We start from the raw sequence: 26475 nt of genomic DNA on the forward strand, positions 1-26475 counted from the left end.
CGCCGCTGCCGCCCAGAACCTCAGGAAACTCGCAAAGCTCCTTCCGAACGGGCCACAGATCAGGGCCGCATGAGAAGGCGAGCCTCGATCGGCCAGATCCGCCGCCCGGCAGCAGCGCTCAAATGGCCGACTTTTTCAACGATATCGGCGCACTGCTGACGGATTGTCCCGGAGCAAAAGTCTGCATTAACCGAACAGGTCGAGCACTACCTCCGCCGCGAGCTCACGACCGCCCGCATCCGCATTTCCCACGGTAGCACTGGGAAAATCGCTTCAACCAGTGAGGATTAGCGGGAGCGGGGCGAGGGGCTCTTTGCGGCTCCGGATGCTACTTGTAACCGCGAAGTAACCACGGGCTTTCGAGCACCTTCGGAAATGCTCTCAAAATGCTCAGGCCCAAAAAGCAAAAAGCGCCGGGAAACCCGACGCTTGCATGCTTCTCTTAATCAGAGACTGTCTGGAGCGGGCGATGGGATTCGAACCCACGACCCCAACCTTGGCAAGGTTGTGCTCTACCCCTGAGCTACACCCGCATCCGAGACATTCATCGCCGCCGCAGCGGCGATGGGCGGCTTATTGCCCATCGCCGCGAGGAGCGCAAGTGCCTTGTTGCAGGAATTTCACAACTCGCTTCCCGGCAGGGCAGCGTATGAGGCGTCAGGCTTGCTCCTACCCAGACGGAAGGTTAGGAAATCTCAGCTTTTTCGCGTTTTTCAGGACAATGATGACCGCGCCAATTTCGCCTCAGGATCTCGTCGCCGCCTTGGACAAGCTCGGTATCGAAACCACCCGAATCGACCATGAGGCGGTCTTCACCGTCGCCGAATCCAAGGAATTGCGCGGGGCGATCAGCGGTCATCACACCAAGAATCTCTTTCTCAAGGACAAGAAGGGCCGGCTTTTCCTGGTCTCCGCGCTGGAGAGCACGCGAATCGACCTGAAGCGCCTGCACGAGACGCTCGGTGCCAGCGGAAGGCTCTCCTTCGGCTCGGCCGAGCTCCTGATGGAGAAGCTCGGTGTCACGCCGGGCTCCGTCACCGCCTTCGCCGTGATCAACGACCGGGCCGGCGATGTGACCATGGTTCTCGACGCCGGCCTGATGACGGGGGAGCCGATGAACTTCCATCCGCTGGTCAATACGGCGACGCTCGGCATCGCCCGCGACGACATGCTGGCCTTCCTGCGCGCGAGCGGCCACGAGCCGCTGGTCGTCGCGCTGCCGGCGCCGCCAGAGGCCTGAGGCCGAAAACCTGTGCCGGCCGGCACATGAGATGCGCCGGGGCAATGGACAGAACGGATGAAGCTCCCCATCTATGGGGCGCGGATCGGGCAGCGTTGCCCGGCGGTTTCGATTGTCCGGGCGATGGCCTAAAAGGCGGGGCTGCGGCCCTGCCGGCGCGGCGCCCGGCTTGTTGACGAGATGAAGGACGACCCATGCTGGTCAATGGCGAAGCGGCACCGGCCAACGGGCTGATCAAGGATACGACGACGCAGGGCTTCCGGCAGGATGTCATTGCGGAATCGATGAACCAGCCGGTGCTGGTCGATTTCTGGGCGCCCTGGTGCGGCCCGTGCAAGCAGCTGACACCGGTGATCGAGAAGGTGATCAACGAGGCCGGCGGCAAGGTCAAGCTGGTCAAGATGAACATCGACGAGCATCCGGCGATTCCCGGCCAGCTCGGCATTCAGTCGATTCCGGCGGTGATCGCCTTCCAGCGCGGCCAGCCGGTCGATGGCTTCATGGGCGCCCAGCCGGAGGGCCAGATCAAGGCCTTCATCGAGAAGCTCGTCGGGCCAATGGGGCCGGGGCCGGTCGAGGAGATGCTCGCCGCCGCCGCCGAGGCGATCGAGGCCGGCGATGCCGGCGGCGCGAGCGAACTCTATGCCGAGGTGCTGGCGGTGGAGCCGGCGAATGTCGCGGCGATCGCCGGTATGGCCCGGCTGCATTTCGACGAGGGCGACATCGAGGGCGCCAAGGGCTTCCTCGCCATGGTGCCGGCCGACAAGGCCGAGGACCAGGCCGTGACGGCGCTGCGTGCCGCGATCGAGCTCGCCGAGCAGGCGGCCTCGCTCGGCGACACCGCCGAGCTCGAGGCCAAAGTCGCCGCGAACCCGAAGGATTATCAGGCCCGTTTCGACCTCGCGCTCGCGCTGAACGCCCGCGAAAGGCGCGAGGAGGCGGTCGACCAGCTGATCGCCATTCTCAAGGCGGATCGGGGCTGGAACGAGGATGGCGCGCGCAAGCAGCTGCTGCAGTTCTTCGAGGCCTGGGGGCCGATGGACGAGCATAGCGTCGCCGGCCGGCGCAAGCTGTCGACCGCGCTCTTCGCCTAGAACTCGTGCCGATCGGCTGGTTCTGCAAGCCGATCGGCAAAGCGGTCTCTATCCTAAAGTGAGAGCCGGAACAGGAAGGCCAGGAGCAGATGGGCAGGCGCCGATGGGCATGAACGCGGTTTATCACGGGCCTGAGGATTGCCCGGCGGTGATCCCGCTGTTTCCGCTCAGCGGCGCGCTGCTGCTGCCGCGCGGGCAGATGCCGCTCAACATCTTCGAGCCGCGCTATCTCGCCATGGTCGACGACGCGATCCGCACGCATCGCGTCATCGGACTGATCCAGCCCGAGCCGGAAAACGGCCGGCAGTCGACGGCGCCGCCGCTGTTGCAGGTCGGTTGCCTCGGCCGCATCACCCAGTTCGCCGAGACCGGCGACGACCGCTATATCCTCACCCTGACCGGCATTTCCCGCTTTCGATTGCTCGAGGAGCTTTCGGTCAGCACCGCCTATCGCCAGGCACGGGTTTCCTATGACGATTTCACGGTCGATTTCCAGGCGCGGGCCGGCGAGGAGGCCGTCGACCGCGCGAGCCTGCTCAAGGCGCTGCGCAGCTTCGCCAAGGCGAACGAGCTGAAGATCGACTGGAAGGGCGTCAACGAGGCACCGAACGAGGCTCTGGTCAACGCGCTCTCGATGATGTGCCCGTTCGGCCCGCGCGAGAAGCAGGCCCTGCTCGAGGCACCTGATCTGCGCAGCCGCGCCGAGGTTCTCGTCGCGATCACGGAAATCGAGCTCGCCCGCGGCGGCTCCGATCCGGACACGACGCTGCAGTGAGCCGTCACGAATAGACCGCCTTCCCGTGCCATTCCGGCGCGCCGCGACTTACCGATCCGGTCCGACGCGGTCTCGCTCCCATCGAACCCCAGCGTGACGCTCCGAGCCCGGCGATGAATCATTCGAGCAGTGATGGCCGCGTGGCGATCACCTATCCGCCGCGGCGCTCGGTCGTCGCCTGGATCTTCTTCGACTGGGCGGCGCAGCCCTTCTTCACCCTCGTCACGACCTTCGTCTTCGCGCCCTTCTTCGCCGCCGCGCTTGCTTCCGATCCGGCCCAGGGGCAGGCGCTCTGGGGCTATGCGACGGGCTTTGCCGGCCTCTGCATCGCCTTGCTCTCGCCCTTGCTCGGCGGCATCGCCGACCGGACCGGTCCGCGAAAGCCCTGGATCGCCAGCTTCGGGGCGCTGCTCGTCATCGGCTCGGGCATGCTCTGGTACGCCAAGCCCGGCTCGCCTGCGGCCGTGCCGATTGCGCTCGCCGGCTTCGTCATGGCGACGATCGGCGCCGAGTTCGCCACCACCTTCAACAATGCGATGATGACGCGGCTCGTGCCGCCCGAGCGTCTGGGGCGGCTTTCCGGCACCGGCTGGGCCGTCGGCTATCTCGGCGGGCTCGTATCGCTGGCCCTTACGCTCGGCCTGCTGGCAGCCGATCCGCACACTGGCAATACGCTCGTCGGCCTCTCGCCGCTCTTCGGGCTGGATGCGGCGAGTCGCGAGGGGGACCGGTTCTCCGGGCCGCTGACAGCGCTCTGGTTCGTGATCTTCGTCACGCCGATGTTCCTGCTGACGCCGGATTCGCCGCGCACCGGCATATCCTTCCGCGAGGCTGCCGGTGGCGGCGTTGCGCGGCTGAAGGCGACGCTGGCGGAGCTGCCGAGCCTGCCGGGCCTGGGCCGTTTCCTGCTAGCCAATATGATCTACCAGGACGGGCTGGTCGCGCTCTTCGCCTTCGGCGGCATTTACGGGGCAGGGGTGTTCGGCTGGCAGACGATCGAGCTCGGGGTCTTCGGCATCCTGCTCACCATCACCGGCACGCTCGGCGCTTTCCTCGGCGGCAAGCTCGACGATGCCTTCGGCGGCAAGCCGGTGATCCTCGGCGCCATCGCCTGCCTGCTCTTCGCCTGTCTCGGCATTCTCTCGCTCGGGCCGGGCCAGGTCTTCTTCTTCATCGAGGCGGTGCCGGCGGCGCCCGGCGACGGGCTCTTCGCCTCGCTGCCGGAGAAGGTCTATCTCGGGCTGGGTCTCCTGATCGGTCTCGTCGCCGGGCCCTTGCAGGCCTCCTCGCGCAGCCTGCTCGCCCGCATCGCCCCGCCGGCCCGGATCGGCGAGTTCTTCGGCCTGTTCGCGCTCTCGGGGAAGGTGACGTCCTTCATGGGGCCGACCCTGGTCGCATTGGCGACGAGCCTCTTCGCCAGCCAGCGCGCCGGGCTCGCCGTTCTGATCGGCTTTTTCCTGGCCGGGGCCTGGCTGATCGCCGGCGTGAAGGTGAGGCGGGGCTGACTTCGTCCGCCTGAACCGCTTTCGTCATGCTTGCCCTTGTGGCGAGCATCCATGTCTTTGAACCGCAAGGCCCGAAGCAAGACGTGGATGGTCGGGACAAGCCCGACCATGACGTGAAGGAGCGCAGCGCGACCCCTCATCCGGCCCTTCGGGCTACCTTCTCCCACAAGGGGAGAAGGCAAGCGCGCCTTACGGCAGCGCCTTCAGATACCTGACCGGGCGGCCGGGCGCCGCCGCCTGCGCCGCGTGGACGATCGCGTTCGCATCGATGCCGAAATGGCGGTAGAGGTCGGCGACCGTGCCGGTCTGCCCGAAATGCTCGACGCCGAGCGCCTTCTGCTTGTGGCCGTGGACGCTGCCGAGCCAGGCCAGCGTCGCCGGATGTCCGTCCAGCACCGAGACGATGCCGCAATCGCGCGAGAGCTCGCCGAGCAGGCGCTCGACATGGCTGGTGGCGCGAAGATTGCCGCGCTGGCGCGCCCGTTCCGCCGCCTGCCAGCCGGCATTCAGCCGGTCGGCCGAGGTGATGGCGAGCAGGCCGACATCGCGGCGATCCTCGCCGAGCAGGCCGACGGCCTCGATCGCTTCCGGAGCGACCGCGCCGGTATAGGCGATCACCACCGAGGCGTTCGGGCCCGGCTTCCTCAGCCAATAGGCGCCGTCGATGATGTCGCGCTCCAGCTCCGGCGTCATGGCGCGCTTGGGCTGCTCGACCTGGCGGGTCGAGAGCCTGAGATAGACCGAGCCGCCGGTCTCGTCGCGCAGCCAGGTGCGCTCGTCCGGATCGCCCTCGCCATCCTTCTGCAGATATTCGAAGGACCAGCGCATCATCACGGCAAGCTCGTCGACGAAGGCCGGCTCGAAGGCGCAGAGCCCGTCCTGGCTCATGCCGATCAGCGGCGTCGCGATCGACTGATGCGCGCCGCCTTCCGGCGCCAGCGTGACGCCCGACGGCGTCGCGACGACCATGAAGCGGGCATCCTGGTAGCAGGCATAGTTCAGCGCATCGAGCCCGCGCGAGATGAACGGGTCGTAGAGCGTGCCGATCGGAATCAGGCGCTCGCCGAAGATCGAATGCGACAGGCCGAGTGCCGAGAGATTGATGAACAGGTTCATCTCGGCGATGCCGAGCTCGATATGCTGGCCCTTGGGAGAGAACTCCCATTTCTGCATCGAGGGGATGCGCTCGTCCTTGAAGGTGTCGGCCATCGAGGCGCGTGCGAACAGGCCGCGCCTGTTGACCCAGGGTCCGAGATTGGTCGAGACCGTGACGTCCGGCGCCGTGGTGACGATGCGGTCGGCCAGTGGCCCGCCCAGCTTGGCGAGCTCGTCGAGCACCTTGCCGAAGCCCATCTGCGTCGACATCACCGGCTGGATCCCGGCTTCGAGCTTCTCCGGAACGGGGAGAGCGGGGGCGCTGTAGCGGCGGCGGCCCTCGGCGAAGAACGGCACCTTGTCGAGGAAGGCGCGGATCTCGCTCTCGGACAGGGAGAGGCCCTCGAACAGGTCCCATTCATGGCCCGGGCGGACCTTGTTGGCCTGCTTGAAGCCTTCCATCTGCTCCTTGGTCATCAGCCCGGCATGGTTGTCCTTGTGCCCGGCGAGCGGCAGGCCGAAGCCCTTGACGGTGTAGGCGAGGAAGCAGACCGGCCGGTCATGGTCGATCGCCTCGAAGGCTTCGAGGATCGAGGGCAGGTCATGGCCGCCGAGATTGCACATCAGCTTCGAGAGCTCGGCGTCGGAGCGCTTCTCGATCAGCTTGGTCACCGGGCCCTGGTCGCCGAGATCGTCCATCAGGCGCTTGCGCCAGGCGGCACCGCCCTGGAAGGTCAGGGCCGAATAGAGCTGGTTCGGGCAGGAATCGATCCAGGCCTTCAGCCGCTCGCCGCCCTTCTCCTTGAAGGCGGCCTGCTGCAGCGAGCCGTATTTCAGGGTGACGACGTCCCAGCCGAAATTGCGGAACATCGTCTCGAAGCGGTCATAGAGGCCTTCGCGGATCACGGCGTCGAGCGACTGGCGATTATAGTCGATCACCCACCAGGTGTTGCGCACCCCATGCTTCCAGCCCTCCATCAGAGCCTCGAAGATGTTGCCCTCGTCGAGCTCGGCATCGCCGATCAGCGAGACCATGCGGCCTTCGGGGCGGTTCTTCGCCCAGCCATGCGCCTTCACATAGTCCTGGGTCAGCGAGGAGAACAGCGTCTGTGCCACGCCGAGGCCGACCGAGCCGGTCGAGAAATCGACGTCGTCAATGTCCTTGGTGCGCGAGGGATAGCTCTGCGCGCCCTTGTAGCCGCGGAAATTCTCGAGCTTCTCGCGGGTCTGCAGCCCCATCAGATAGTTGATGGCGTGGAAAATCGGCGAGGCATGCGGCTTCACCGCGACCCGGTCCTGCGGCTTCAGCGCGGCCATGTAGAGCGCGGTCATGATGGTGGCGAGCGAGGCCGAGGACGCCTGATGGCCGCCGACCTTCATGCCGTCGCCATTATCGCGCAGATGGTTGGCGTTGTGGATCGTCCACGAGGCCAGCCAGAGAATCTTCTTTTCCAGTTCGGCGAGAATGGGCAGGCGGGGATCGGACATCGGGCGCGCTCCTTGGATTAGCGTATCATGCACATCCGCTCTGGCGAAAGCAGCTAAAGACGACGCTGCGCGCTTCTCAACTTGGCGGATTTCGCTAAGGTTGCGGCGAGGAGCGAGAATTCATGCCAAATCCCAAACTCGACGATATCGATCGCCGCATCGTGCAGGCCCTGCAGGCCGACGGGCGGATGAGCATTCTGGACCTCGCCGCCCAGGTCGGCCTGTCCCCGAGCCCCTGCGCAAGGCGGGTGAGGCTTCTCGAGGAGGCCGGGGTGATCAAGGGCTATGTCGCGGTGATCGACCAGGAGAAGCTCGGCCTTCCCGTCTCGGTCTTCGCCTCGATCAAGCTGGAGCGGCAGCGCGAGGAGGAACTCGACCGTTTCGGTGCGGCCGTGCAGCGTTGGCCGGAGGTTGCCGACTGCTATCTGATGACCGGCCAGCGCGACTATCTCCTGCGCATCATCGTCAGCGATCTCGCCGCCTATGAGCGCTTCCTGAAGGATAAGCTGACCCGGCTCGACAATGTCGCCTCGATCGAATCGAGCTTTGCGCTCGGCCAGGTGAAGCGCTCCTTCTCGGTGCCGGTGGAGCTGGGGGGGAACTGAGCTACGTCGGTCGTCGCTTGTCCAGGATGACGGCTTTCGTTTCAATCGGACGCGCCGTCCCCGTCACGGACGGGCCCGCCGGAGGACGACGATGCTGGAACTGCGCCCGAACTGCGAACTCTGCGACCGTGACCTGCCGCCGGCCTCGCTTGAGGCGCGGATCTGCAGCTATGAATGCACCTACTGTGCGGAGTGCGCCGAGCGGGTGCTGGAGAACGTCTGCCCGAGCTGCGGAGGGGCTTCGTCCAGCGTCCGATCCGCCCGGTCAACGATCTGCGCGGCATCGGGCTCGGCCTCGCCAACCGCCCGGCCTCGACCACCCGCAAGCATTCGAAATGGACGCCAGAGCAGCGTCGCGAGTTGACGCAGCGCCTGCGGGCGGTGCCGCCGCAGGAGCGGTAAGGGGCGAGCGGCTGTCCCGGTTACAGAAGTCCCTTCGGAACCGCTCCGTCATTCCGGCCGCAGCGAAGCGGAGTGCCGGAATCCATCGTACGAAACGGCGATCGACAATGGGCTCCGGATCGGCGCGGCTTTGCAGCCTGTCCGGAATGACGCTCTCCCCATAGGGCCACGATAGCAGAAAATATTTGCGATTTCAGATATTTACGCCAGGATTCGGAATCTATCTCTTATCGATCGCGGAGACGGACGCCGCTCTCCTGGGAGCCCCGTTCGTCGGCTCATGCCTTGCGAAGACCTCACCGTCCCCGCTTCGTCTCCAGGCTGCGGCTCCAGCGCGACAGCGCAAAGCAGATCAGCCAGTAGATACCGCCCGAGAACACATAGGCCTCCATGTTCATGCCGACCCAGTTCGGATCGGCGAGCGAGGCCTGGGCGATGCCGAGCAGGTCGAGGATCGAAACGACGAGGACCAGCGTGGTGTTCTTCACCAGTGCGATGAACTCGTTGGTGATCGCCGGCAGCGAGATCCGCAGCGCCTGCGGCAGGATGATGAACGAGGTCGCCTTCCAATAGGTCAGGCCGAGAGCGGTTGCGGCCTCGCGCTGGCCCTTGGGCAGGGCCTGCAAGCCGCCGCGCACGGCTTCCGCCATATAGGCGGCGATGCAGAAGCCGAGCCCGATCACGGCGCGCGCCAGCCGGTCGACGCCGATGCCGGTGGGCATGATCAGCGGCAGCAGCAGCGAGGCGAGGAAGATCACCGCGATGATCGGCACGCCGCGCCAGAACTCGATGAACAGCACTGCGATCAGCCGGATGACCTTGAGTTCCGACTGCCGGCCGAGCGCCAGCAGGATGCCGAGCGGGATCGCGATCAGGCTGGCATAGATCGAGATGAAGACGGTCAGCATCAGCCCGCCCCATTCGCGCGTCTCGATGGCTCTCAGGCCATATCCGCCGCCGAGCAGCCAGACGCCGAGCAGCGGCAGGATGACGAGCGCGGCAAGGCCGAGGCGCAGCCTCAGCCGCTGCGGCGCGAAGACGACGGCGCCGCCGCCGAGCAGGAAGGCGAGTCCGGCGAGATTCGGCCGCCAGCGCTCCTCGATCGGATAGAAGCCGTACATGAACTGGCCGAAGCGGGCCTTGACGAAGACCCAGCAGGCGCCGGTGCCGGTGCAGTCATTGCGCGTCTGCCCGTTCCATGTCGCGTCGATCAGCGCCCAGCGGATGATCGGGGTCGCGATCCAGGCGATGGCGGCGGCGAGCAGCAGCGTCACCACCGCCGTTACCGGCGTGCCGAACAGGCGCTCGCGCCAGCTGGTCGGGACGCCGGTCCTCATCGCGTCACCAGCGCGATGCGGGCATTGTACCAGTTCATGAAGGCCGAGACGGCGAGGCCGATGACCAGATAGACGGCGAGCGTCATGGCGATGATCTCGATCGCCTGGCCGGTATTGTTGAGTGCCGAGCCCATGAACAGGCTGACCACGTCGGGATAGGCGATCGCGGCGCCGAAGGACGAGTTCTTCAGCACGTTGAGATATTGGTTGGTCATTGGTGGCGTCATCACCCGCAGCGCCTGCGGGATGGTGACGAGCCGCAGCGTCGGGCCGGGCCTGAGGCCGAGCGCCGCCGAGGCCTCGATCTGGCCGTGCGGCACCGACTGGATGCCGCCGCGCACGATCTCGGCGATGAAGCCGGCGGTATAGGTGACCAATGCCGCCAGCAGCGCGACGAACTCCGGGATGACGACGAAGCCGCCGCGGTAGTTGAAGCCGCGCAGCACGGGAATGTCCCAGCGCGTCGCCAGCGTCGCCCAGGCAAGCGCGAGGACGGGGACGAGGACGAGCAGCAGCAGGCCGATACGCAGCACCGGCGCGTCGCGCCCGGTCGCTTCCTTGCGACGCCTGGCCCAGCGCAGGAACAGCCAGTGCAGCAGGCAGGAGACGGCGATCGCGATGAAGGCGTAGCGGAAGTTGGCGCCGGCATCGGGCAGCGGGATGGTCAGGCCGCGATTGTTGAGGAAGGCGACGCCGAAGACCGACAGGCTCTCGCGCGGCGCGGGCAGGGCGGCGATGACACCGAAATACCAGAACAGCACGAAGAACAGCAGCGGGATGTTGCGGACGAACTCGACATAGGCGCCGGCCATGGCCTGGACGAGCCAGATCGAGGAGAGCCGGGCGATGCCGATCAGGAAGCCGAGCAGCGTCGAGAGCACCAGCGCGATCACCGTCACTAGCAGCGTATTGGCGACGCCGGCCCAGAACAGGGAGAGGATGTTGTCGGACTGTGTGTAATTGGTGATGACGAAGGGGACCTCGATGCCGGAGGTCCGCCAGAGGAAATCGAAGCCCGAGGCGATGCCGGCCTGGACCATGTTCTGCGAGGCGTTGCGGATGAAGTAGATCAGCAGCGCCGCAAGTCCGATCAGCAGCGCGGCCTGGTAGAACCAGTCGCGCACCCGCTTGTCGTTGATGAAGGCGAGGGCTTTGCTCACGATCACAGGCTCGCTGAGAAGGCTGAAAGTGCGGGCCGTCATTCCGGCCGCAGCGAAGCGAAGGGCTGGAATCCATCGCCGGGCGAGGCGCTCCACGATGGATTCCGGAGCTGCGCGGCTAAGCCGCTGGTCCGGAATGACGGCGGTTCCGGCGCCTGAGGCGCAGCCGCCGTCCCGCTCTCACTGGAAGGGCGGCGTGAAGAGCAGCCCGCCCTTGGTCCAGAGCTGGTTCTGGCCGCGCTCGAGCTTCAGCGTCGAGCCCATGCCGACGGTGCGCTCATAGCTCTCGCCATAGTTTCCGACCTGCTTGATCACCTTGTACATCCAGTCGTCGGGCAGCCCCATCATCGCGCCGAAGCCGCCCTCGGCGCCGAGCAGGCGGCGGACCTCGGTGTTCTTCGAGTTCGCCTTCATCTCGTCGACGTTCTTGGAGGTCACGCCGAGCATTTCGGCGGCGATGGTGCCGTTCAGTACCCAGCGCACGATCAGCTGCCAGCGCTCGTCGCCCCAGCGCGTCACCGGGCCCTGCGGGTCGTTCGAGATCGGCTTGGTCAGGATGATGTGGTCGTCCGGGACCTTGAGCTTGACGCGCTGGCCGGCGAGGGCGCCGACGCCGGCGGTATAGGCGTCGCAGCGGCCGCTGTCATAGGCGGTGATGGCGTCGTCATTCTTCTGGAAGTTGGTGATGGTCACCTTGAGGTTGCGCTCGCGGAACCAGTCGGCGGCGTTCTTCTCCTCGGTCGAGCCGGCGGCGACGCAGATCGAGGCGCCGTCGAGATCCTCTGCCGACTTCACATTCGCCTTCTTGCGGACGATGAAGGTCTGGCCTTCGTAGAAGTTGATGCCCTGGAAGTTCAGGCCGAGCGTGGCGTTGCGCGAGAAGGTGATGGTCGAGTTGCGCGAGAGCAGGTCGACCTGGCCCGATTGCAGGATCGGCCAGCGTTGCTGCACCGAAGTCGGCGTGAACTTGACCTTGGTGGCGTCGCCGAGCACGGCGGCAGCCAGCGCCTTGCAATAGTCGACGTCGAGGCCGGTCCATTCGCCTTTGTCATTGGCGAAGGAGAAGCCGGGCAGGCCGAGATGCACGCCGCATTCGATATGGCCGCGCGCCTTGACGGCATCGAGCGTCGGGCTCGGCGCGAGCTGCTGGGCGAGCGCCATCGAGGCGCTGCCGGCGAAGATGGCTCCTGCGAGGTAGATGGTCTTCATGTCGCTCCCCTGCGTCCTTAGGCGTCATGCGCGGCGCTGGGGCTGACTATGCAACAGGCGCATCGGGAGAGGTAGGGGGGGCGACAAATCTAGCTGACGTCTTCCGTCACCAGCCGCGCTGGGCCTTGATCGCGCGCTTCTGCATCTCCTTCTGATCCTTCCAATAGGCCTTCTGGTCCTGCCGCTGCATCTCGTAATAGTCGCGGATGCGCTCCTTGCGCGAGGTCGAGTTGCGGTAGTCCTTCCAGTCGTAATGGTCGTCATGGACATCGTCGTCGCCGAGCGCGTCGAGGAAGTTCTTCAGCAGCGAGCGCGCCGGCTCGACTGGCAGGGCTTGCGTGCCGATCGGCAAGGGCGCGAAGGCGGGCGCCGCGATCGCGACCGGCGCGGCCGCAATGAAGGCGGCCAGGCTCAGAATGAGGGCAGGGCGGAGAATCATGTCGGATATCCTCGCTGTGGCCGGATCACTGTGCCGGCGCTCGGCTGAAGAGATGCGGCAGCTCGGGGCTGAGCCAGCGCAGCTGCGTGATCCTGCCATTGTTGTCGGGCTCGAAGCGCAGCCGGGTGAAGGCCTCGCCGCCGCTCATCGCCACCGGGGCGGCAAAGTCGCCGACCGGTGCGAGCGTCGCCGCGAACAGGAAAGGGTCGTCCCGACTCGCTTCGAGCAGGCCGATGGCCTCGGTCGCCTCCAGTTTCATCTGGAGGTTGCCGTTGACCAGGGTGATGGTCGCCTCGCCGAGGATCCGCGAGACATAGGTTCCGGCGAGGGCGGAGGCATTGGCAGCCAGGGGGCCGGGGACGAAGCCGGCGGCCTCTTTCAGCGCGGCTTCGCGCTTGGCCTTCGCGGCGGCGGCGCCGAGCGCAATATTGTCGACGACCGGATTGCCGAGGACGCGGTCGTAGAACCACATGCCCAATGCGTCCGCCATGCCGCTATTCTCGAGATTGGTCAGGATGACGATGCCGGTCCTGGCATCGGGCAGGAAGCCCGCATGGGCGCCGAAGCCGAAGGTTCCGCCATTGTGCCAGATTACCCGCCCGCGCGGCGTCGCGCTGATGATCCAGCCGACCGCATAGCTGGTCCGCTCGTTCATGGCGACGCGCGGCGTCCAGGTTACGTCGAGATGCTCTTCCGAGACGACGACCTTGCCGTTGAAAATGCCGCGGCCGAGCTGCAGGCGCAGCCATTTCGCCATGTCGGGCACGTTCGAGTTGAGCCCCCCGGCGGGCCCGTGCGCATAGGGGAAGGAGGGATGGAACGGCACCGCGACGGGGGCGGCGTCGAGCCGGTGCCCGGTCGCGTGGTCTGCGGCTTTCTCGATCGCCTCGGCGCTCGCCGTGGTCGATGCCATGCCCAGCGGGTCGAGCACGCTGCGCTTCAGAGAGGCGAACCAGGAGGGCGTGCCATTGGCCTTGGCGACGATCTCGCCGCCGACGATATGCGGGATGTTGAGATAGCGGAAATCAGAGCGGAAGGCGCCTGTCTGCGGCGCCACGCGCATCGAGCGGATCAGCGTTGCCCTGTCGAAGCCGAGCAGGGCGAGAGCGTCATTGACGTAAGGCGTCAGCCCGGAACGCTGCGCCGCGAGGTCGAGCACGCGGAAGTCGCGGGTGATCCAGGGATCGGAGAGCTGGAAGGCGGGGTGATGGTCGATCACCGGGTCGTTCCAGCCGATCCGGCCGGCATCGACCGCCTGCGCCAGCGTCACACCGAGAAAGGCCTTTGTCGTCGAGCCGACCTGGAACAGCGTCTCCGCGCCCACCGCTTCGGGCTTGCCCTGGGCTTTGACACCAAAACCCTTGGCGTAGATCAGCTTGTCGTCATGGACGATGCCGAGCGCGACGCCGGGCACCGAAAACGCCTTCATGCCGGCGGCGACCTGCTTCTCCAGCTCCGGCAACAGCGCCTCGATCGTTGCTTGGCTCGGCTCCTGCGCCTGCACGCCGCTGACGGTCAACGCGCCGGCGAGCGCAAGGCCGCGCAGAAAGGTGGCTCCCAGGAAACGCTTCATCCAGTCGCTCCAGAACATTGAAAAGGCCGAAAATTCGCGGCTAGGAGGCGCGGCGGGCCTGGCAGATGGCCGCAAGCTTGCATGGTCTTGTCTGCCGTTAGGTAAACAGGATCGGGAGATTCTGACCAGATGTTGTGTCGGTCCGGTGTCAGCCCGGCAGGAAGGCGAGCCGGCCATCGGCATCGCGCACAGTCTCGACCGCGCTGCCGTAGAGCGCGACGAGATTATCCGGTGTCAGCAGGGCGGCTGCGGGCCCGCTCGCCAAGGCGTGCCCGTCGCGCAGCAGCATTACCCGGTCGGCATAGCGCAGTGCCTGGTTCGGGTCGTGCGTGGTGAAGAGCACGCCGAGCCCCTCCGCCGCGAGCCGGCGGATCTGTGCCATCACCTTGCCCTGGTTGCCGAAATCGAGGCTGGCGGTCGGCTCGTCGAGGATGATGTAGCGCGGTTCCTGCGCCAGAGCGCGGGCGACGAGCGCGAGTTGCCGCTCGCCGCCGGAGATCTCGGTGTAAGGCCGCTTTGCCAGCGCCGCGATCCCGAGCCGTTCCAGCATGGCGCGTGCGACCGCGCGGTCATGCGCGGAGGGGGCCGCGAAGAGCCCGGCATGAGCCGTGCGGCCCATCAGGACGATCTCGGCGACGGTGAAGGCGAAGGTGCCGGCATGGGCCTGCGGCACATAGCCGAGCGCCCGCGCCCGCGCGCCGATACCGAGCGCGGCCAGTGGCTGGCCGTCGAGGCTGAGGCCGCCGCCGCGGGCAGGCAGCAGGCCGAGCAGGGTCTTGAGCAGTGTGGTCTTGCCATGGCCGTTCGGGCCGAGCAGGGCCATCACCTCGCCGGCCTTCAGGGCAAGTTCGATGTCGCGGCCGATCTCGCGCTCGCGATAGCCATAGGCGAGGGCGCTGGCTGCGAGGCTCATGACCAGCCCCCGCGTGCCGAGGCCAGCAGCCAGATGAAGAAGGGCGTCCCGATCACGGCGGTGAGGATGCCGAGCGGGGTCTCGACCGGCGCGGCGGTGCGGGCGAGCGTATCGATGGCGAGGAGATAGCCGGCTCCGAGGATCGCCGCCGTCGGCAGCAACCGGCTGAAATCCGGCCCGACCAGGAAGCGCGCCAGATGCGGCACGACGAGGCCGACCCAGCCGATGATGCCTGCGGCCGCGACGCTGGCAGCCGTCACCAGCGTCGCCGCGGCGACGATGGCGATGCGCAAGGGACCGGTGGCTAGGCCGAGGGCCCGGGCCTCCTCCTCCGGAAGGGACATCACGTTCATCCGCCAGCGCAAGGCGAGCAGCACGCCGGTGCCGACCAGGACCGGGCCGAGCAAAGGCAGGAGATCGGGCCTGGCGGTGCCCGCGAGGCTGCCGAGCAGCCAGAAGGTGATCGCCGGCAGCTGGTTGTAGGGGTCGGCCCAGTATTTGATCAGCCCGATTCCGGCCCCGAGCAGCGAGCCGACGACGACGCCGGTCAGTACCAGCACCAGCACCGGATCGCCGCGCCTGATCGTCGAGCCGACCGCATAAACCGCGCCGACGGCGACGAGCCCGCCGACGAAGGCGGCGAGCTGGATCGCCAGCAGGCCGAGTGAGAGATAGATGCCGATGACCGCACCCAGCGCCGCGCCGGAGGAGGCGCCGAGGATGTCCGGGGAGACGAGCGGGTTGCGGAACAGGCCTTGGAAGGCGGCGCCGGCGACGGCGAGCGCCGCGCCGCACAGGATCGCCGCGAGGACGCGTGGGCCGCGAATGTTCCAGATCACGGTCTCGACCTGCGGCGGCAGATCGGATGGCCTGCCCGAGAGCCATGCCCAGATCGAGCCGATGATATCGCCCGGGCCGACCGGAAACCGGCCGAGCGCGAAAGCGCCGATCACGGCGAGCCCGAGCAGTCCGAGGGCGATCAGGTTGCCGCGCAGGGGAGACGAGGCCAAGGGGTTACCCCCGCCCCGCGAGCACGCGGTCGAGCTGTGCCTCGCTCGGCGTCACCTGGTAGAACAGGCTGTGGAAATCGCGGGCGAGCTTGCGGATATCTTCCGGGAACTGTGCGGGATAGAGCAGCTTCGCCAGCCACCAGAGGCCGATCATCCGGTTGACCGAGGGCGGGAAGTCGACCCAGCCGAAAGGCAGTTTCGGCGAGAGATGCACGCGGCCCTCGCGCACCGCTCTGACCCCGGCCCAGCTCGGATCGCTGCGCACGCTCTCGGCGAAGGCAAGATCGATCGTCACGATCACGTCGGGGTTCCAGGCCAGCACCTGTTCCAGCGAAACCTGGGCGAGGCCGCTGCCTGGCTGATCCGCCGCGACATTGCGGGCGCCGACGAAGCCGAGCGTCTCGACATTGATCGAGCCGCCGAGCCCGGTCTCCAGCCCGCGCGGGCCGCGGGCATAGTAGACGCGCGGCCGCTGCTCGGCCGGGATTGCAGCGATGCGCCCGCTTATCGTCGCCATCGTCTCCTCGCACCAGCGCGCCAGCGTCTCGGCCCGCTCGGAGCGGCCAGTGAGACGGCCGAGGATGCGATAGCTCGCGGGGATCTGAGCGAAACGCCCGTCCAGCAGCGCATAGGGGATGCCGGTCTGCGACTGTACCCGCTCGGCCAGTTCGACATAGGTCCGGCCGGTCGAGCCTGAATCGATGATCAGGTCCGGCTTGAGCTGCAGCACCGCCTCGAGATTGGCACTGTTGCCGCGCCCGGTGATCCGGCCGATCTCGGGCCGGTCGCCAATGCCCGGCAGCAGGAATTCGCGCTCCTCCGGCCGATTGGCGCGCGGCCAGCCGAGCAGCAATTCGGGCGCGAGCGTGTAGATCTGGATCGCCGCCGGCGGCCCGGCCGGGAAGATGCGCTCGACCTTGCCGGGAACCGGCACCTCGCGCCCGGCGCCGTCGCGAACGGTCGCGGCGTGGGCGAGGCGCGGCGATGCCAGTACGGCAGCGACGCCTGCCAGCAGGGCGCGCCTGTCAGGGCCCAGCATGGCTTTTCTCCACCCGGGCGGACGAATGCGGGCAGCGCCAGGGCTTGATGTCGACCAGCGGCGTGCCGTCGAGGCAGTCGAGCCCGCGCACGAGCAGGACGCCGTCCTCGACGCCCTCCAGCTTCACCCGCGACAGGGCGATCGGGTTCGGCCGCACCGGCGAGCGCAAGGCGAAGGTGCCGGAGACGGCACCGCCACGCGGCGTCTGCGTCAGCAGATCGCGCCGCGCTTCGTGCATCCAGTAGAGGATGTCGAGCTCGTCGAAGGCCTCGATGCCGAGCAGCGCCGGGCGAAAGGCCGGATCGAGTTCTATCCGGCAGAGCGGCCCATCCTGGCTGCCGCGGCGCGGGCACTGGTCGCGTGTCGCGAAAGGCGTGCGGATGCGGCCGATGAAGACGAGATGCGCATCGCTTCGCTCGGGCAGGGGGGCTTCGGTCTCGCCCGGCCGCGTCGCTTGCCAATCCATGCCCGCCGTCCTGTTTCGTTCAAGGTTCGCCACGCGGCAGTCCGGGCGCCGAGAAGCCGTGCTTCGCCAGGATCGTCTGCCCTGCCGGCGACAGGATGAACATGGCGAGCCGGTAGCCGTTTGGCGAGGCGCCGTTCAGCACCGTCAGCCCGTAATTGGCGCCGACCGCGAGTGCCGGTGGCAGGTGGACGAGCCGGATGCCGGGCTGCTCCTGCGCCAAGGGCTGGGCGTTGGTGCAATAGGCCAGGAAGATATCGGCCTCGCCGCTGGCGATCTTGTGGCCGTAGACATTGACGCCGGCCGGCGCCGGCAGGCTGGTCGCGCTGCCGGTGAGTTGCAGGGCCTTGGCCTCGAGCGCGGCCCGGGCCCCGGGCTTCACCGCCTCCGCGCGGGCGAAGACGGCGAAGGCATAGTCGCCGGACGGGTCGGCGCGCGGCGTCGAGGTCCCGAGCTTCACCCCGGGATCGAGCAGACGCTCGAGCAGGGTCTCGCTGGTCGCAGCCAGATCCGGCCGGACGAAGGCGCAGAGCTCGTTGCGGGCGAAGAGCACGACCGGCCCGGCACGGTTTGCCCGCGCCAGGGCCTGCGGATGCTCCATATTGGCGGAGGCGAAGACCTCCGCCGCCTCGCCCTTGGCGATGCGGTCATGCAGCAGGCCGGAAGCCCCGTAGACGGGCTTCACGGCGAGCTTCGTCTGCGTCTCGAAGGCCTGCGCGACCTCGGTCAGGGCGCCGCGCAGGCTGCCGGCTGCGTGGAGCAGCACCGGTTCCTGTGCGGTTGCGATCCCGGCCATCAGGCAGACAACACCGGCGAGGGCGAGGCGGCGCACCGTCTCACGCCCCGGCCTGCCCGGCGTTGGGGAAGAAGAGCTGCTGGCCGTCGATCTTGTAGTCGGCGATCGCCTTCTGGCCTTCCGGGCTGGTCAGCCAGTCGGCGAAGAGCTTGCCGTCGTTGAACTTGACGTGCGGATGCTTGGCGAGGCTGACCGACATCACGCCGTACTGGTTGAACAGGCGCTTGTCGCCCTCGACCGAGATCACGAGGTCGCCGCGGTTCTTGAACGAGATCCAGGTGGCGCGGTCGGAGAGCACATAGGCGCCCATCGCGCCGGAGGTGTTGAGGGCGGCGCCCATGCCCTGGCCGATCTCGCGATACCACGGGCCCTTCTGCGCGGCGATGTCGATGCCGGCGGCCTTCCAGAGATTGAGCTCGGCGGAATGGGTGCCGGACTTGTCGCCGCGCGAGACGAACGGGGCACCCTTCTCCTGGATCTTCTTCAGGGCGGCGACGATGTCCTTGCTGCCGGCGACGCCGGCCGGGTCGGATTTCGGCCCGATCAGCACGAAGTCATTGTACATCACCGGGCGTCGCTCGGTGGAAAAGCCTTCTTCGACGAATTTCAGCTCCTGCGCCTTGGCATGGACGAAGACGACATCGGCATCGCCGCGCCTGCCTGTGTCGAGGGCCTGGCCGGTGCCCTGCGAGATGACGCGGACCTCGATACCGGTCTTCGCCTTGAAGATCGGCAGGATATGGCCGAACAGCCCGGAATCCTGGGTCGAGGTCGTCGACGCCACGGTGATGAAGCGGGTTCCGGCCGGCGCTGTCGCGGCCGGTGGCGCGGCGGCGGGAGCCTGGGCGAGGGCATGGCCGGCAAGGCCGAGGAAGAGCCCGGCGGCGATGAGGGAGCGGCGCTGGATCAATGACATTGTTTCATCCCCTTGGTTTCTGTCGGACATGTTCCTTCAGACCTCGTCCTGCGGAGCCTTCCCCGGCCCGGCTTTCGGCCGGCCGATGCAAGCTCCGCGGCACCTCGAAGGATAGCTCGGCGCGCTGCGGAGCATGCTTCGAGATCTGTCCGCCACCGCTCCTCGGGATGAGGGCCGTGGCTGTGACGGGCGGTGCGCGGCTTCACCACAGCAGCTCTCCTGCCAGGAAGGCACGCGCCTCGGCCGACTGCGGGCCGGCGAAGAAGCTTGCGGCAGCCGCGTCCTCGACGAGGCGGCCGCGATGCAGGAACAGCACCCGGTCGGCGAGGCGGCGGGCCTGACCGAGATCATGGGTCGACATCATCACCGTGATGCCCTCGGCGACGAGGACGGTGAGCAGTTCCTCGATCTGGCGGGTCGCGGCGGGGTCGAGCTGCGAGGTCGGCTCGTCGAGGAAGAGCAGTTCCGGCCGCAGCGCCCAGGCGCGGGCGATGGCGAGGCGCTGTTGTTCGCCACCGGAGAGCAGGCGCGCCGGCTGTGCCGCCCGCTCCGCCAGGCCGAAGCGGGCGAGCGCCTGCTGTGTGCGGACCTTGCGCTCGGCGCCTGCCGTGCCGGAAGCCGCCAGCGCATGGGCGATATTGGCCTCGACCGAGCGGCGCAGCATGATCGGCTTCTGGAACACCATGGCATGGCGCTTGGCCTGCCTTCTGGCGGCGTGCTGGCCGCCCGGCGCGTCCGCCCAGCGCACCGTTCCACGGCTCGGATTCAGCAGGCCATGGCAGAGCCTGAGCGTCAGCGACTTGCCGGCACCATTCGGGCCGAGCACCACCGTCAGGCCGCCGGCAGGGATGACGAAGCTGTTCGGCTCCAGCAACTGCTTGCCGCCGCCGGAGAAGGAGACGGCGTCGACGGTGAGCGGCAGGATCGAGGTCGCGTCAAGCATGGCGCCTATCCCGCATAGCGTGCGCCGATCCGGCTGGCGCCGAAGGCGACGGCATTAATGGCGAGCGTCAGCGAGAGCAGGACGATGCCGAGGCCGAGCGCCAGCGGCAGGTCGCCCTTCGAGGTTTCGAGCGTGATCGCCGTGGTCATGGTGCGGGTGTAGCCGGCGATGTTGCCACCGACGATCAGCACCGCGCCGACCTCGGCGCTGGCCCGGCCGAAGCCGGCGAGCAGGGCGGTCGCCAGCGAGAAGCGCCCGTCGAAGAGCAGGGTCGGGATCGCCCGCATGCCTTCGAGGCCGACCGAGCGCAGATGGTCGCGATATTCGCCCCAAAGGTCCTCGATCACCTGCCGGGTCAGCGCGATCACGATCGGTAGCACCAGGATGACCTGCGCGATGATCATCGCGGTCGGCGTGAACAAGAGGCCGAGCGGCCCGAGCGGCCCGGAGCGCGACAGCATCAGGAAGACGGCCAGCCCGGCGACCACCGGCGGCAGCCCCATCAGCGCGTTCAGGCAGACGATGATCGCCGAGCGGCCCGGGAAGCGCGCCAGCGCCAGCGCCGCGCCGAGCGGCAGGCCGATCAGCGCCGCGACCGCGACCGCCGTCAGCGTCACCCGCAGCGACAGGCCGACAATGCCGAGGAAGTCGGGATCGAGCCCGACGACCAGCGCAAAAGCCGCCTGGAATACTGCGCTGACCTCCACACCGCACTCCCGCCAATGCCCGCATCCGATTGCAAGCATTTGCAATTGGTAGAGTTCAATGCGACCAAAAGCCAATCTCGTAGCCTGTGCAGGCAGGAACATCTGAATGCAGGATCAGTCCTGGCTGACCACCGAGGAGGCGGCCGCCTATGTCCGGCTCAAGGAGCGCAAGCTCTATGAGCTGGTGGCGCAGGGCGCGGTGCCTTGCACCAAGGTTTCCGGCAAATGGCTGTTCCCGCGCGCCGGCCTCGACCGCTGGCTGGAGGCGGGTCTGGCACGCCCGGAAGGGCTGGAGCCGGCACCGCCACCACCGATCGTCGGCGGCAGCCAGGATTCGCTGCTCGAACTCGCCATTCGGGAATCGGGTTGCGGATTGGCGCTGCTGGCCGAGGGCTCACAGGCCGGGCTCGACCGCCTGCTGCGCAACGAGGTCGCGATCGCGGCGTTGCATCTTCATGCCACCCCCGATGACGAGGCCGCCAACCTCGTCGCCATCCGTGCCGAAGGCATGCTGCACGACGCGGTGGTGATCAATTTCGCCCGGCGCGAGCAGGGTCTGCTGTTGGCACCCGGCAATCCGTTGGGGCTGGACGGTCTCGCCAGCGCCATCGCCAAAGGCGCGCGCTTCGCCCAGCGCCAGCGCGGCGCCGGCGCGCAATTGCTGCTGCAGAGCCTGCTGGAGCGGGCTGGCGTCGGCTCGGGCAGGATGGTCGCGGCGGAGGGCATATGCGCCACCGGCCAGGACCTCGCTCTGGCGATCCGGACCGGCCGTGCCGATTGCGGCATCGCGGCACGCGCCGTCGCCATGGCCTTTGGCCTCGAATTCCTGCCGCTTGTCTGGGAGCATGTCGATCTCGTCATGCGCCGCCGCAGCTATTTCGAGCCGCAAGCGCAGAAGCTTCTCGGCTGGATGCGCGGGCCGGACATGGCGGCGCGTGCCAGGGAGTTCGGCGGCTACGATCTGTCGATCAGCGGCTCGGTCAGGCTCAACCGCTAGGGAAACGGCCCCGTGCCTCGTCAGCCTGCCGAGAGATGGCTGATCAGGATGGAGATGCCGAGGCCGACCAGGGCCATGCCGCCGATCCGTTCGGCCCAGCGGCCGAATCGGACGCCGATCAGGTTGCCGGTCATCATGCCGCCCGTCGACATCAGGAAGGTCGCAAAGCCGACCGCCAAGGCGACGACGATGATGTTCACGTCCAGGAAGGCGAGCGACACGCCGACCGCCATCGCATCGATGCTGGTGCCGATCGCCGTCGCCATGACTGTCCAGAGCGAGTTGCCGCGCGCCACCGCCGCGCGTTCCGTCGCGGGGAGGAGCGAGTGCAGGATCATCCGGCCGCCGACGATCCCGAGCAGCACGAAGGCGATCCAGTGATCGATGGCCGCAATGTAGCGGCTTGCGGCCAATCCGGCGCCCCAGCCGAGCAATGGCGTGATCGCCTCGACCATACCGAAGATGGCGCCGGTGCGCAGCGCTTCGGCGAAGCGGGGACGTTGCGCCGCGGCGCCCCGACCAATGGACGCCAGAAGGGCGTCGACCGACATGCCGACGGCGAGGACGGCGATGGAAACGGGTGACATTGCTGTTCTCATGCGCGGACTGGGGACCGGACGGATTTCGGGCCTTGTCCGCAAGGCGTCACCGTCACGGTCTCGCTTGGCCGGACTGGTCCGGCTGATCGCGCCACGCAGTCCTCGCTGCGAGCGTGTTGACACGATCGCGCGCCCCCAGCGCGCCGCTACTCCCCGATGGTGATGCCCTAGGAAACAACGCTTTCAAAGTCAATTGTTAAGTGATTTCAATTACTTGTCATTGAGATGCATTTGCAATAAAAGAGGCGTTTAGCCCGAGCTCGGACTAGGTCGTCAGTTCTCGCCCGATGCGAGACGCGGCGACCGGCTTCCTTGGAAGTCCCGCCAGGCGCAGACCTTGTGCACGAACTCCCGGTCCCGGTCCGCCTCGCCGAATGGCGCGACCGGCCAGAGCCAGCTTTCGTCCTCTGGCGGCAGCTTGACGCCATAGGTCAGGTCGAGCCGGTCATGGATCGCGCCGTCGCGTTCGCGCTCGACCATTTCGACATCGCTGATCAGGTAGACATGGCCCTTGAAGCGAGAGAGATAGTCGAGATGCCAGGCGATGCAACGGGCCGGCATATCGGACGGCAGCGCGGCGGCGCGTGCGGGGTGATCCTCGAGCCAGTCGGCGACCGGCCAGGCGAGCTGCGAGAGCAGATTGGCCGAGACGACGAGGTCCACCGCTTCATCGGCGATCAGTCCGGCGAGCGGATCGGCCCGGCCTTCGGCCTCGCCGGCGAGCCAGGCCATGGCGCCGGTGAGGTCGCTGGTCAGGAGACGGACATTCCTGCGCGGCAGCAGCCGCAGGCGCACCGGCGGCAGATGCACGATGTCGACCAGCACGACCTCGTCGAAGCCCTGGCAGAGCGCGTTCAGCGGGATGTCGCGCAGGAAGCCGGAACCGAGGATCACGGTCTTCCGGTGTTGCGGCAGCTCGGCGGCGACTTCCGCGACCAGCCTGCGACAGCGGGCATGATGCTCGGCCCAGGCCTTGCGCTGGCGCAGGCCTCGCGACCAGAGTGCGACGCTTTCCTGGAGCAGGCCGAAGCGACGTGCCAGCGGTAGGGCCGGTGTCAGCGCACGCAGGGCGAGCTGGGCCAGCACGCGCTCAGGTGAGGGCGCCGCGTGCCGCCACCGGCCAGACCGCCTCGACATGGGCATCGGGCCCATGCAGGCCGCGGACGCAGACATACCAGTCGTGCAGGTTGACCGTCGGGTCGCAATGGCCGGGCACGAGCAACAGCCGGTCGCCGCGATGCGGCAGGGCGACGGGGTCTCCGGTGAGCACGCCGTGCTCGTCGGACGGCTTGGTGTAGATCACGCCATCGCGCCGGAAGGCCGTCGGCATGCCGGAATCGATGGCCGCGGTCTTGTGCCCGGCATCGACGATGGCACGGTCCGGCACCGGCTTGCTCATCACGCCGGCGAGGATAAACAGCGCATGTTCGAAGGTCTGGAAGGGCGTGCCGTCGGCATTGCGGTTGCGAGCGTAGTCGGCGTCCATGAAGATGTAGGAGCCGGCCTGCAACTCGTTCCAGATGCCGGAGCGACCTTCCAGGTCGAAAGTGCCGGTGCCGGCGCCGCTGACGATCTCGCAGGGCAGGCCGACCTGCCGGATCCTCTCGACGACGTTGCGGGTCAGCAGCCCGGCGCGCTCGATCGCCTCGCGGCGTTCGTCGATCGAGCGCATGTGCTGGGCGCTGCCATGATAGGCCTGCACGCCCGAAAGCCGCAGCGTGTTGCTGCGGGCCACCGCTTCGGCGAGGCGCACCGCCGCCTCGCCGGGCGCGACGCCGCAGCGGCGCGAGCCGATATCGAGCTCGACCAGGACGTCGAGCACGACATCATGGCGGGCGGCCGCCTCCGAGGCCTCGCGCACCCCGTCGATATGGTCGACGCAGAGCCCGATCCGGGCCTCGCGGGCGAGCCTGGCCAGCCGGTCGAGCTTGGTGGCGCCGACGATCTCGTTGGTGACCAGCACGTCGGTCACCCCGCCGGCAACCAGGATTTCGGCCTCGCCGACCTTCTGGCAGCATTGCCCGACCGCGCCATGGGCGATCTGGCGCAGCGCGATCTCGGGGCTCTTATGGGTCTTGGCATGTGGTCTCAAGCGCACGCCGGCAGCCTCCGCGAAGGCGGCCATGGTCACGAGGTTCCTCTCGAAGGCGTCGAGATCGAGGATCAGGGCGGGAGTGTCGATCTCGGCGAAGGATTGTCCGGGCTGGGCCGGCGGGGCGAGAGGCATGAGTTCCCTTTGGCTGGTGAATCAATCCGGCTATCGGACGTCAGCATCGTGTCGCGAGCAAGACCGGCAGTGGCGCTCGCATGGCGGCCATGATAGGCCGCGCCGCATGAAGATTGGCAAGGTCACCGACGATACCCTCGCGCTCTTCGCCCGGGTCTGGCGCGAGCGGATCAGGTCCTACCTGCCGCAGATCGCGATGATTCTCGGGCTCGTCGTCGTCATCGCGGCGACGACGAGCTTCTATCCGCTCCTGATCAAGGCGGCCTTCGACGCCTTCGCCGACCCGCTGACCGCCGAATCGACGGGCTTCGTGCGCCGGGCCGAGCGGCTGGTCTCGAAGTCGATCGGCATCGAGATCGGCGTCGTCAACGCGGTCGCGATCGTCGTGGTCATTGTCACCGCGATCAAGGGCTTCTCCCTGCTGGCCCAGACCGTGCTGACCAACAGCGTCGTCAGCCGCGTCGAGGCCGATATGCAGAGCGCGCTCTATGCGCATCTGATCGACGCCGATCTGGCGCAGCTGCAGCGCGAGAATCCGGCCTCGCTGACCCAGCGCTTCACCACCGACTTCACCTTCATCAAGGAGGCGCTGACCCGGATCATCAATATCGCCATCCGCGATGTGGTGACCGCGATAGCGCTGGTCGGTGCCATGCTCTGGATTGATTGGCAGATGACGCTGGTCGTGCTGCTGGTCGCGCCGGTGGTGGCGAGCCCGATCGGCCGGATCGGCAAGAAGCTGCGCCGCATGGCGGCCTCCCAGCAGGAGCAGACCGGGCTCATGGCGAGTCTGGTGACCGAGAGCCTGCAGGGCGCGCGCGTCGCCAAGACCGATTCGCTCGAGCCCTATCTGAAGCACCGCGCCGCCGGCGCCTTCGAGGCGATCCGCGCGCTGAAGATGAAGGCCGCCAATGCGCGCGGCCGGCTCGACCCGCTGCTCGAGGTCGGTGGCGGCCTCGCCGTTGCCGGCGTGCTCGCTGCCATCGGCGTGCGCATCACTTCGGGCGGTTCGACCGTCGGCGACTTCACCGGCTATGTCTCGGCCCTGCTGCTGGCCGCCCAGCCGATGCGCTCTCTCGGCAATCTCAACGCCATCGTGCAGGAGGCGGGCGCCTCGCTGAAGCGCTATTACGCGCTGATCGACGAGAAGCCCCTGGTCGCCGAGCGCCCGGATGCGAAGCCGCTCGCCATCACCGGCGGCGAAGTCGCCTTCCGTGACCTGCGCTTCCGCTATCGCGACGATGCGCGCGGGCTCGAAGGCATCGATCTCGTGGCCGAGGCGGGCAAGACCACCGCGCTGGTCGGCCGCTCCGGCTCCGGCAAGTCGACCATGCTGGCGCTGGTGCCGCGCCTCTACGATCCGAACGAGGGCCGTGTCGAGATCGACGGTCAGGATCTGCGCGACGTCACGCTGGCGAGCCTGCGCGCCCAGATCGGCGTGGTCAGCCAGGATGTCGTGCTGTTCGACGATACCGTGCGCGCCAATATCGGCTTCGGCCGGCGCGGCGCGAGCGAGGCGGACATCATCGCTGCGGCGAAGGCGGCGGCTGCCCACGACTTCATCATGGCGATGCCGGAAGGCTATGATTCCCGGGTCGGCGAGCGCGGCTCGCGTCTCTCGGGCGGCGAGCGCCAGCGCCTCGCCATTGCTCGCGCTATCCTCAAGGACGCGCCGATCCTGTTGCTCGACGAAGCGACGAGCGCGCTCGACACCCAGTCCGAGCGCGTGGTCCAGCAGGCGCTGACGCAGCTGATGAAGGGGCGTACCACCCTCGTCATCGCGCATCGGCTCTCGACCGTGCGCGATGCCGACCGGATCGTCGTGCTCGACGAGGGCCGCGTCATCGAGACCGGCAGCCATGATGCGCTGATCGCCCGGGAAGGCGCCTATGCGCGTCTCTATCGGCTGCAATTCGCCGAGGACTGAGAGTCGGCGTCCGCGC

At 67.5% G+C, this 26475-nt stretch carries 24 protein-coding genes, 1 tRNA gene and 1 pseudogene; 8 read left to right on the plus strand and 18 right to left on the minus strand.

What is annotated here, in order from left to right:
* Nucleotides 1-458: 458 nt before the first annotated feature.
* Nucleotides 459-533: transfer RNA gene (locus J0J10_RS13615), tRNA-Gly, on the minus strand.
* A 191-nt stretch (nucleotides 534-724) separates the two neighbouring features.
* On the opposite strand from J0J10_RS13615, the gene J0J10_RS13620 reads away from it, so the two are divergent.
* The 4 genes from J0J10_RS13620 (at nucleotide 725) to J0J10_RS13635 (ending at nucleotide 4614) form a co-directional block, all read left to right on the plus strand.
* Nucleotides 725-1240 carry a prolyl-tRNA synthetase associated domain-containing protein gene (locus J0J10_RS13620; protein ID WP_291647053.1) on the plus strand — a complete coding sequence of 172 codons (516 nt, stop codon included), beginning with the start codon at nucleotides 725-727 and terminating at the stop codon, nucleotides 1238-1240.
* Between the two features lie 194 nt (nucleotides 1241-1434).
* Nucleotides 1435-2334, plus strand: coding sequence for a thioredoxin (gene trxA, locus J0J10_RS13625; protein ID WP_291638878.1), 900 nt, complete (start codon nucleotides 1435-1437; stop codon nucleotides 2332-2334).
* 103 nt (nucleotides 2335-2437) lie between these two features.
* Entirely contained in the window at nucleotides 2438-3109 is a 672-nt protein-coding gene (locus J0J10_RS13630) for an LON peptidase substrate-binding domain-containing protein (RefSeq protein ID WP_291638877.1), read from the plus strand.
* A 113-nt stretch (nucleotides 3110-3222) separates the two neighbouring features.
* Entirely contained in the window at nucleotides 3223-4614 is a 1392-nt protein-coding gene (locus J0J10_RS13635) for an MFS transporter (protein WP_366825471.1), read from the plus strand.
* Nucleotides 4615-4803: 189 nt separating this feature from the next.
* On the opposite strand, the gene J0J10_RS13640 is transcribed toward J0J10_RS13635, so the two are convergent.
* Nucleotides 4804-7197, minus strand: coding sequence for a transketolase-like TK C-terminal-containing protein (locus J0J10_RS13640; RefSeq protein ID WP_291647054.1), 2394 nt, complete (start codon nucleotides 7195-7197; stop codon nucleotides 4804-4806).
* A 122-nt stretch (nucleotides 7198-7319) separates the two neighbouring features.
* Here J0J10_RS13640 and J0J10_RS13645 point away from each other — a divergent pair, with 122 nt between their 5' ends.
* On the plus strand, nucleotides 7320-7802 hold the full coding sequence (locus J0J10_RS13645) for an Lrp/AsnC family transcriptional regulator (RefSeq protein WP_291647055.1): 483 nt from the start codon (nucleotides 7320-7322) through the stop codon (nucleotides 7800-7802).
* Between the two features lie 91 nt (nucleotides 7803-7893).
* Nucleotides 7894-8204, plus strand: a pseudogene (locus J0J10_RS13650) (DUF1272 domain-containing protein).
* 296 nt (nucleotides 8205-8500) lie between these two features.
* Here the strand turns inward: J0J10_RS13650 and J0J10_RS13655 are convergent.
* From J0J10_RS13655 to J0J10_RS13715, 13 genes are all read right to left on the minus strand, one after another.
* The gene (locus J0J10_RS13655) at nucleotides 8501-9541 is read right to left on the minus strand and encodes an amino acid ABC transporter permease (protein ID WP_291647056.1); all 1041 of its coding nucleotides are present in this window, start codon (nucleotides 9539-9541) and stop codon (nucleotides 8501-8503) included.
* On the minus strand, nucleotides 9538-10701 hold the full coding sequence (locus tag J0J10_RS13660) for an amino acid ABC transporter permease (protein WP_291647057.1): 1164 nt from the start codon (nucleotides 10699-10701) through the stop codon (nucleotides 9538-9540). The genes J0J10_RS13655 and J0J10_RS13660 overlap by 4 nt, the downstream gene beginning before the upstream one ends.
* 180 nt (nucleotides 10702-10881) lie before the next feature.
* On the minus strand, nucleotides 10882-11910 hold the full coding sequence (locus J0J10_RS13665; RefSeq protein WP_291647058.1) for an amino acid ABC transporter substrate-binding protein: 1029 nt from the start codon (nucleotides 11908-11910) through the stop codon (nucleotides 10882-10884).
* A gap of 106 nt (nucleotides 11911-12016) precedes the next feature.
* Complete coding sequence (locus J0J10_RS13670; protein ID WP_291647059.1) at nucleotides 12017-12349, minus strand: hypothetical protein; 333 nt, start codon at nucleotides 12347-12349, stop codon at nucleotides 12017-12019.
* Nucleotides 12350-12374: 25 nt separating this feature from the next.
* Nucleotides 12375-13922 (minus strand): serine hydrolase, encoded by a 1548-nt coding sequence (locus tag J0J10_RS13675; RefSeq protein WP_291647060.1) that lies wholly within the window; start codon nucleotides 13920-13922, stop codon nucleotides 12375-12377.
* Nucleotides 13923-14070: 148 nt separating this feature from the next.
* Nucleotides 14071-14835: an ABC transporter ATP-binding protein gene (locus J0J10_RS13680; protein ID WP_291647061.1), complete on the minus strand. Its 765-nt coding sequence runs from the start codon at nucleotides 14833-14835 to the stop codon at nucleotides 14071-14073.
* Complete coding sequence (locus J0J10_RS13685; protein ID WP_291638866.1) at nucleotides 14832-15845, minus strand: FecCD family ABC transporter permease; 1014 nt, start codon at nucleotides 15843-15845, stop codon at nucleotides 14832-14834. The genes J0J10_RS13680 and J0J10_RS13685 overlap by 4 nt, the downstream gene beginning before the upstream one ends.
* 4 nt (nucleotides 15846-15849) lie before the next feature.
* Complete coding sequence (locus tag J0J10_RS13690; RefSeq protein WP_291647062.1) at nucleotides 15850-16884, minus strand: iron ABC transporter substrate-binding protein; 1035 nt, start codon at nucleotides 16882-16884, stop codon at nucleotides 15850-15852.
* On the minus strand, nucleotides 16871-17350 hold the full coding sequence (gene tsaA / locus J0J10_RS13695; protein WP_291647063.1) for a tRNA (N6-threonylcarbamoyladenosine(37)-N6)-methyltransferase TrmO: 480 nt from the start codon (nucleotides 17348-17350) through the stop codon (nucleotides 16871-16873). Before tsaA ends, J0J10_RS13690 begins: the two co-directional genes overlap by 14 nt.
* A gap of 19 nt (nucleotides 17351-17369) precedes the next feature.
* Nucleotides 17370-18179 carry a molybdate ABC transporter substrate-binding protein gene (locus J0J10_RS13700; RefSeq protein WP_291647064.1) on the minus strand — a complete coding sequence of 270 codons (810 nt, stop codon included), beginning with the start codon at nucleotides 18177-18179 and terminating at the stop codon, nucleotides 17370-17372.
* A gap of 4 nt (nucleotides 18180-18183) precedes the next feature.
* Nucleotides 18184-19059 (minus strand): ABC transporter substrate-binding protein, encoded by an 876-nt coding sequence (locus J0J10_RS13705; protein WP_465247204.1) that lies wholly within the window; start codon nucleotides 19057-19059, stop codon nucleotides 18184-18186.
* 202 nt (nucleotides 19060-19261) lie between these two features.
* Nucleotides 19262-20002 carry an ATP-binding cassette domain-containing protein gene (locus J0J10_RS13710; RefSeq protein ID WP_291647065.1) on the minus strand — a complete coding sequence of 247 codons (741 nt, stop codon included), beginning with the start codon at nucleotides 20000-20002 and terminating at the stop codon, nucleotides 19262-19264.
* A 5-nt stretch (nucleotides 20003-20007) separates the two neighbouring features.
* Nucleotides 20008-20709 (minus strand): ABC transporter permease, encoded by a 702-nt coding sequence (locus J0J10_RS13715; protein WP_465247205.1) that lies wholly within the window; start codon nucleotides 20707-20709, stop codon nucleotides 20008-20010.
* Nucleotides 20710-20815: 106 nt separating this feature from the next.
* Between J0J10_RS13715 and J0J10_RS13720 the strand changes: the two genes are divergently transcribed.
* Nucleotides 20816-21706: a helix-turn-helix transcriptional regulator gene (locus tag J0J10_RS13720; protein WP_291638861.1), complete on the plus strand. Its 891-nt coding sequence runs from the start codon at nucleotides 20816-20818 to the stop codon at nucleotides 21704-21706.
* A 20-nt stretch (nucleotides 21707-21726) separates the two neighbouring features.
* Here the strand turns inward: J0J10_RS13720 and J0J10_RS13725 are convergent, their stop codons facing one another.
* The 3 genes from J0J10_RS13725 to J0J10_RS13735 form a co-directional block, all read right to left on the minus strand.
* On the minus strand, nucleotides 21727-22293 hold the full coding sequence (locus J0J10_RS13725; RefSeq protein WP_291647066.1) for a manganese efflux pump MntP: 567 nt from the start codon (nucleotides 22291-22293) through the stop codon (nucleotides 21727-21729).
* A 285-nt stretch (nucleotides 22294-22578) separates the two neighbouring features.
* On the minus strand, nucleotides 22579-23391 hold the full coding sequence (locus J0J10_RS13730) for a hypothetical protein (RefSeq protein WP_291647067.1): 813 nt from the start codon (nucleotides 23389-23391) through the stop codon (nucleotides 22579-22581).
* A gap of 4 nt (nucleotides 23392-23395) precedes the next feature.
* Nucleotides 23396-24532, minus strand: coding sequence for a DSD1 family PLP-dependent enzyme (locus J0J10_RS13735; RefSeq protein ID WP_291647068.1), 1137 nt, complete (start codon nucleotides 24530-24532; stop codon nucleotides 23396-23398).
* A 106-nt stretch (nucleotides 24533-24638) separates the two neighbouring features.
* On the opposite strand from J0J10_RS13735, the gene J0J10_RS13740 reads away from it, so the two are divergent.
* Nucleotides 24639-26459 carry an ABC transporter ATP-binding protein gene (locus J0J10_RS13740; RefSeq protein ID WP_291647069.1) on the plus strand — a complete coding sequence of 607 codons (1821 nt, stop codon included), beginning with the start codon at nucleotides 24639-24641 and terminating at the stop codon, nucleotides 26457-26459.
* Nucleotides 26460-26475 lie beyond the last annotated feature (16 nt).

This window comes from Allobosea sp., from assembly GCF_017308075.1.
Classification (GTDB): Bacteria; Pseudomonadota; Alphaproteobacteria; order Rhizobiales; family Beijerinckiaceae; genus Allobosea.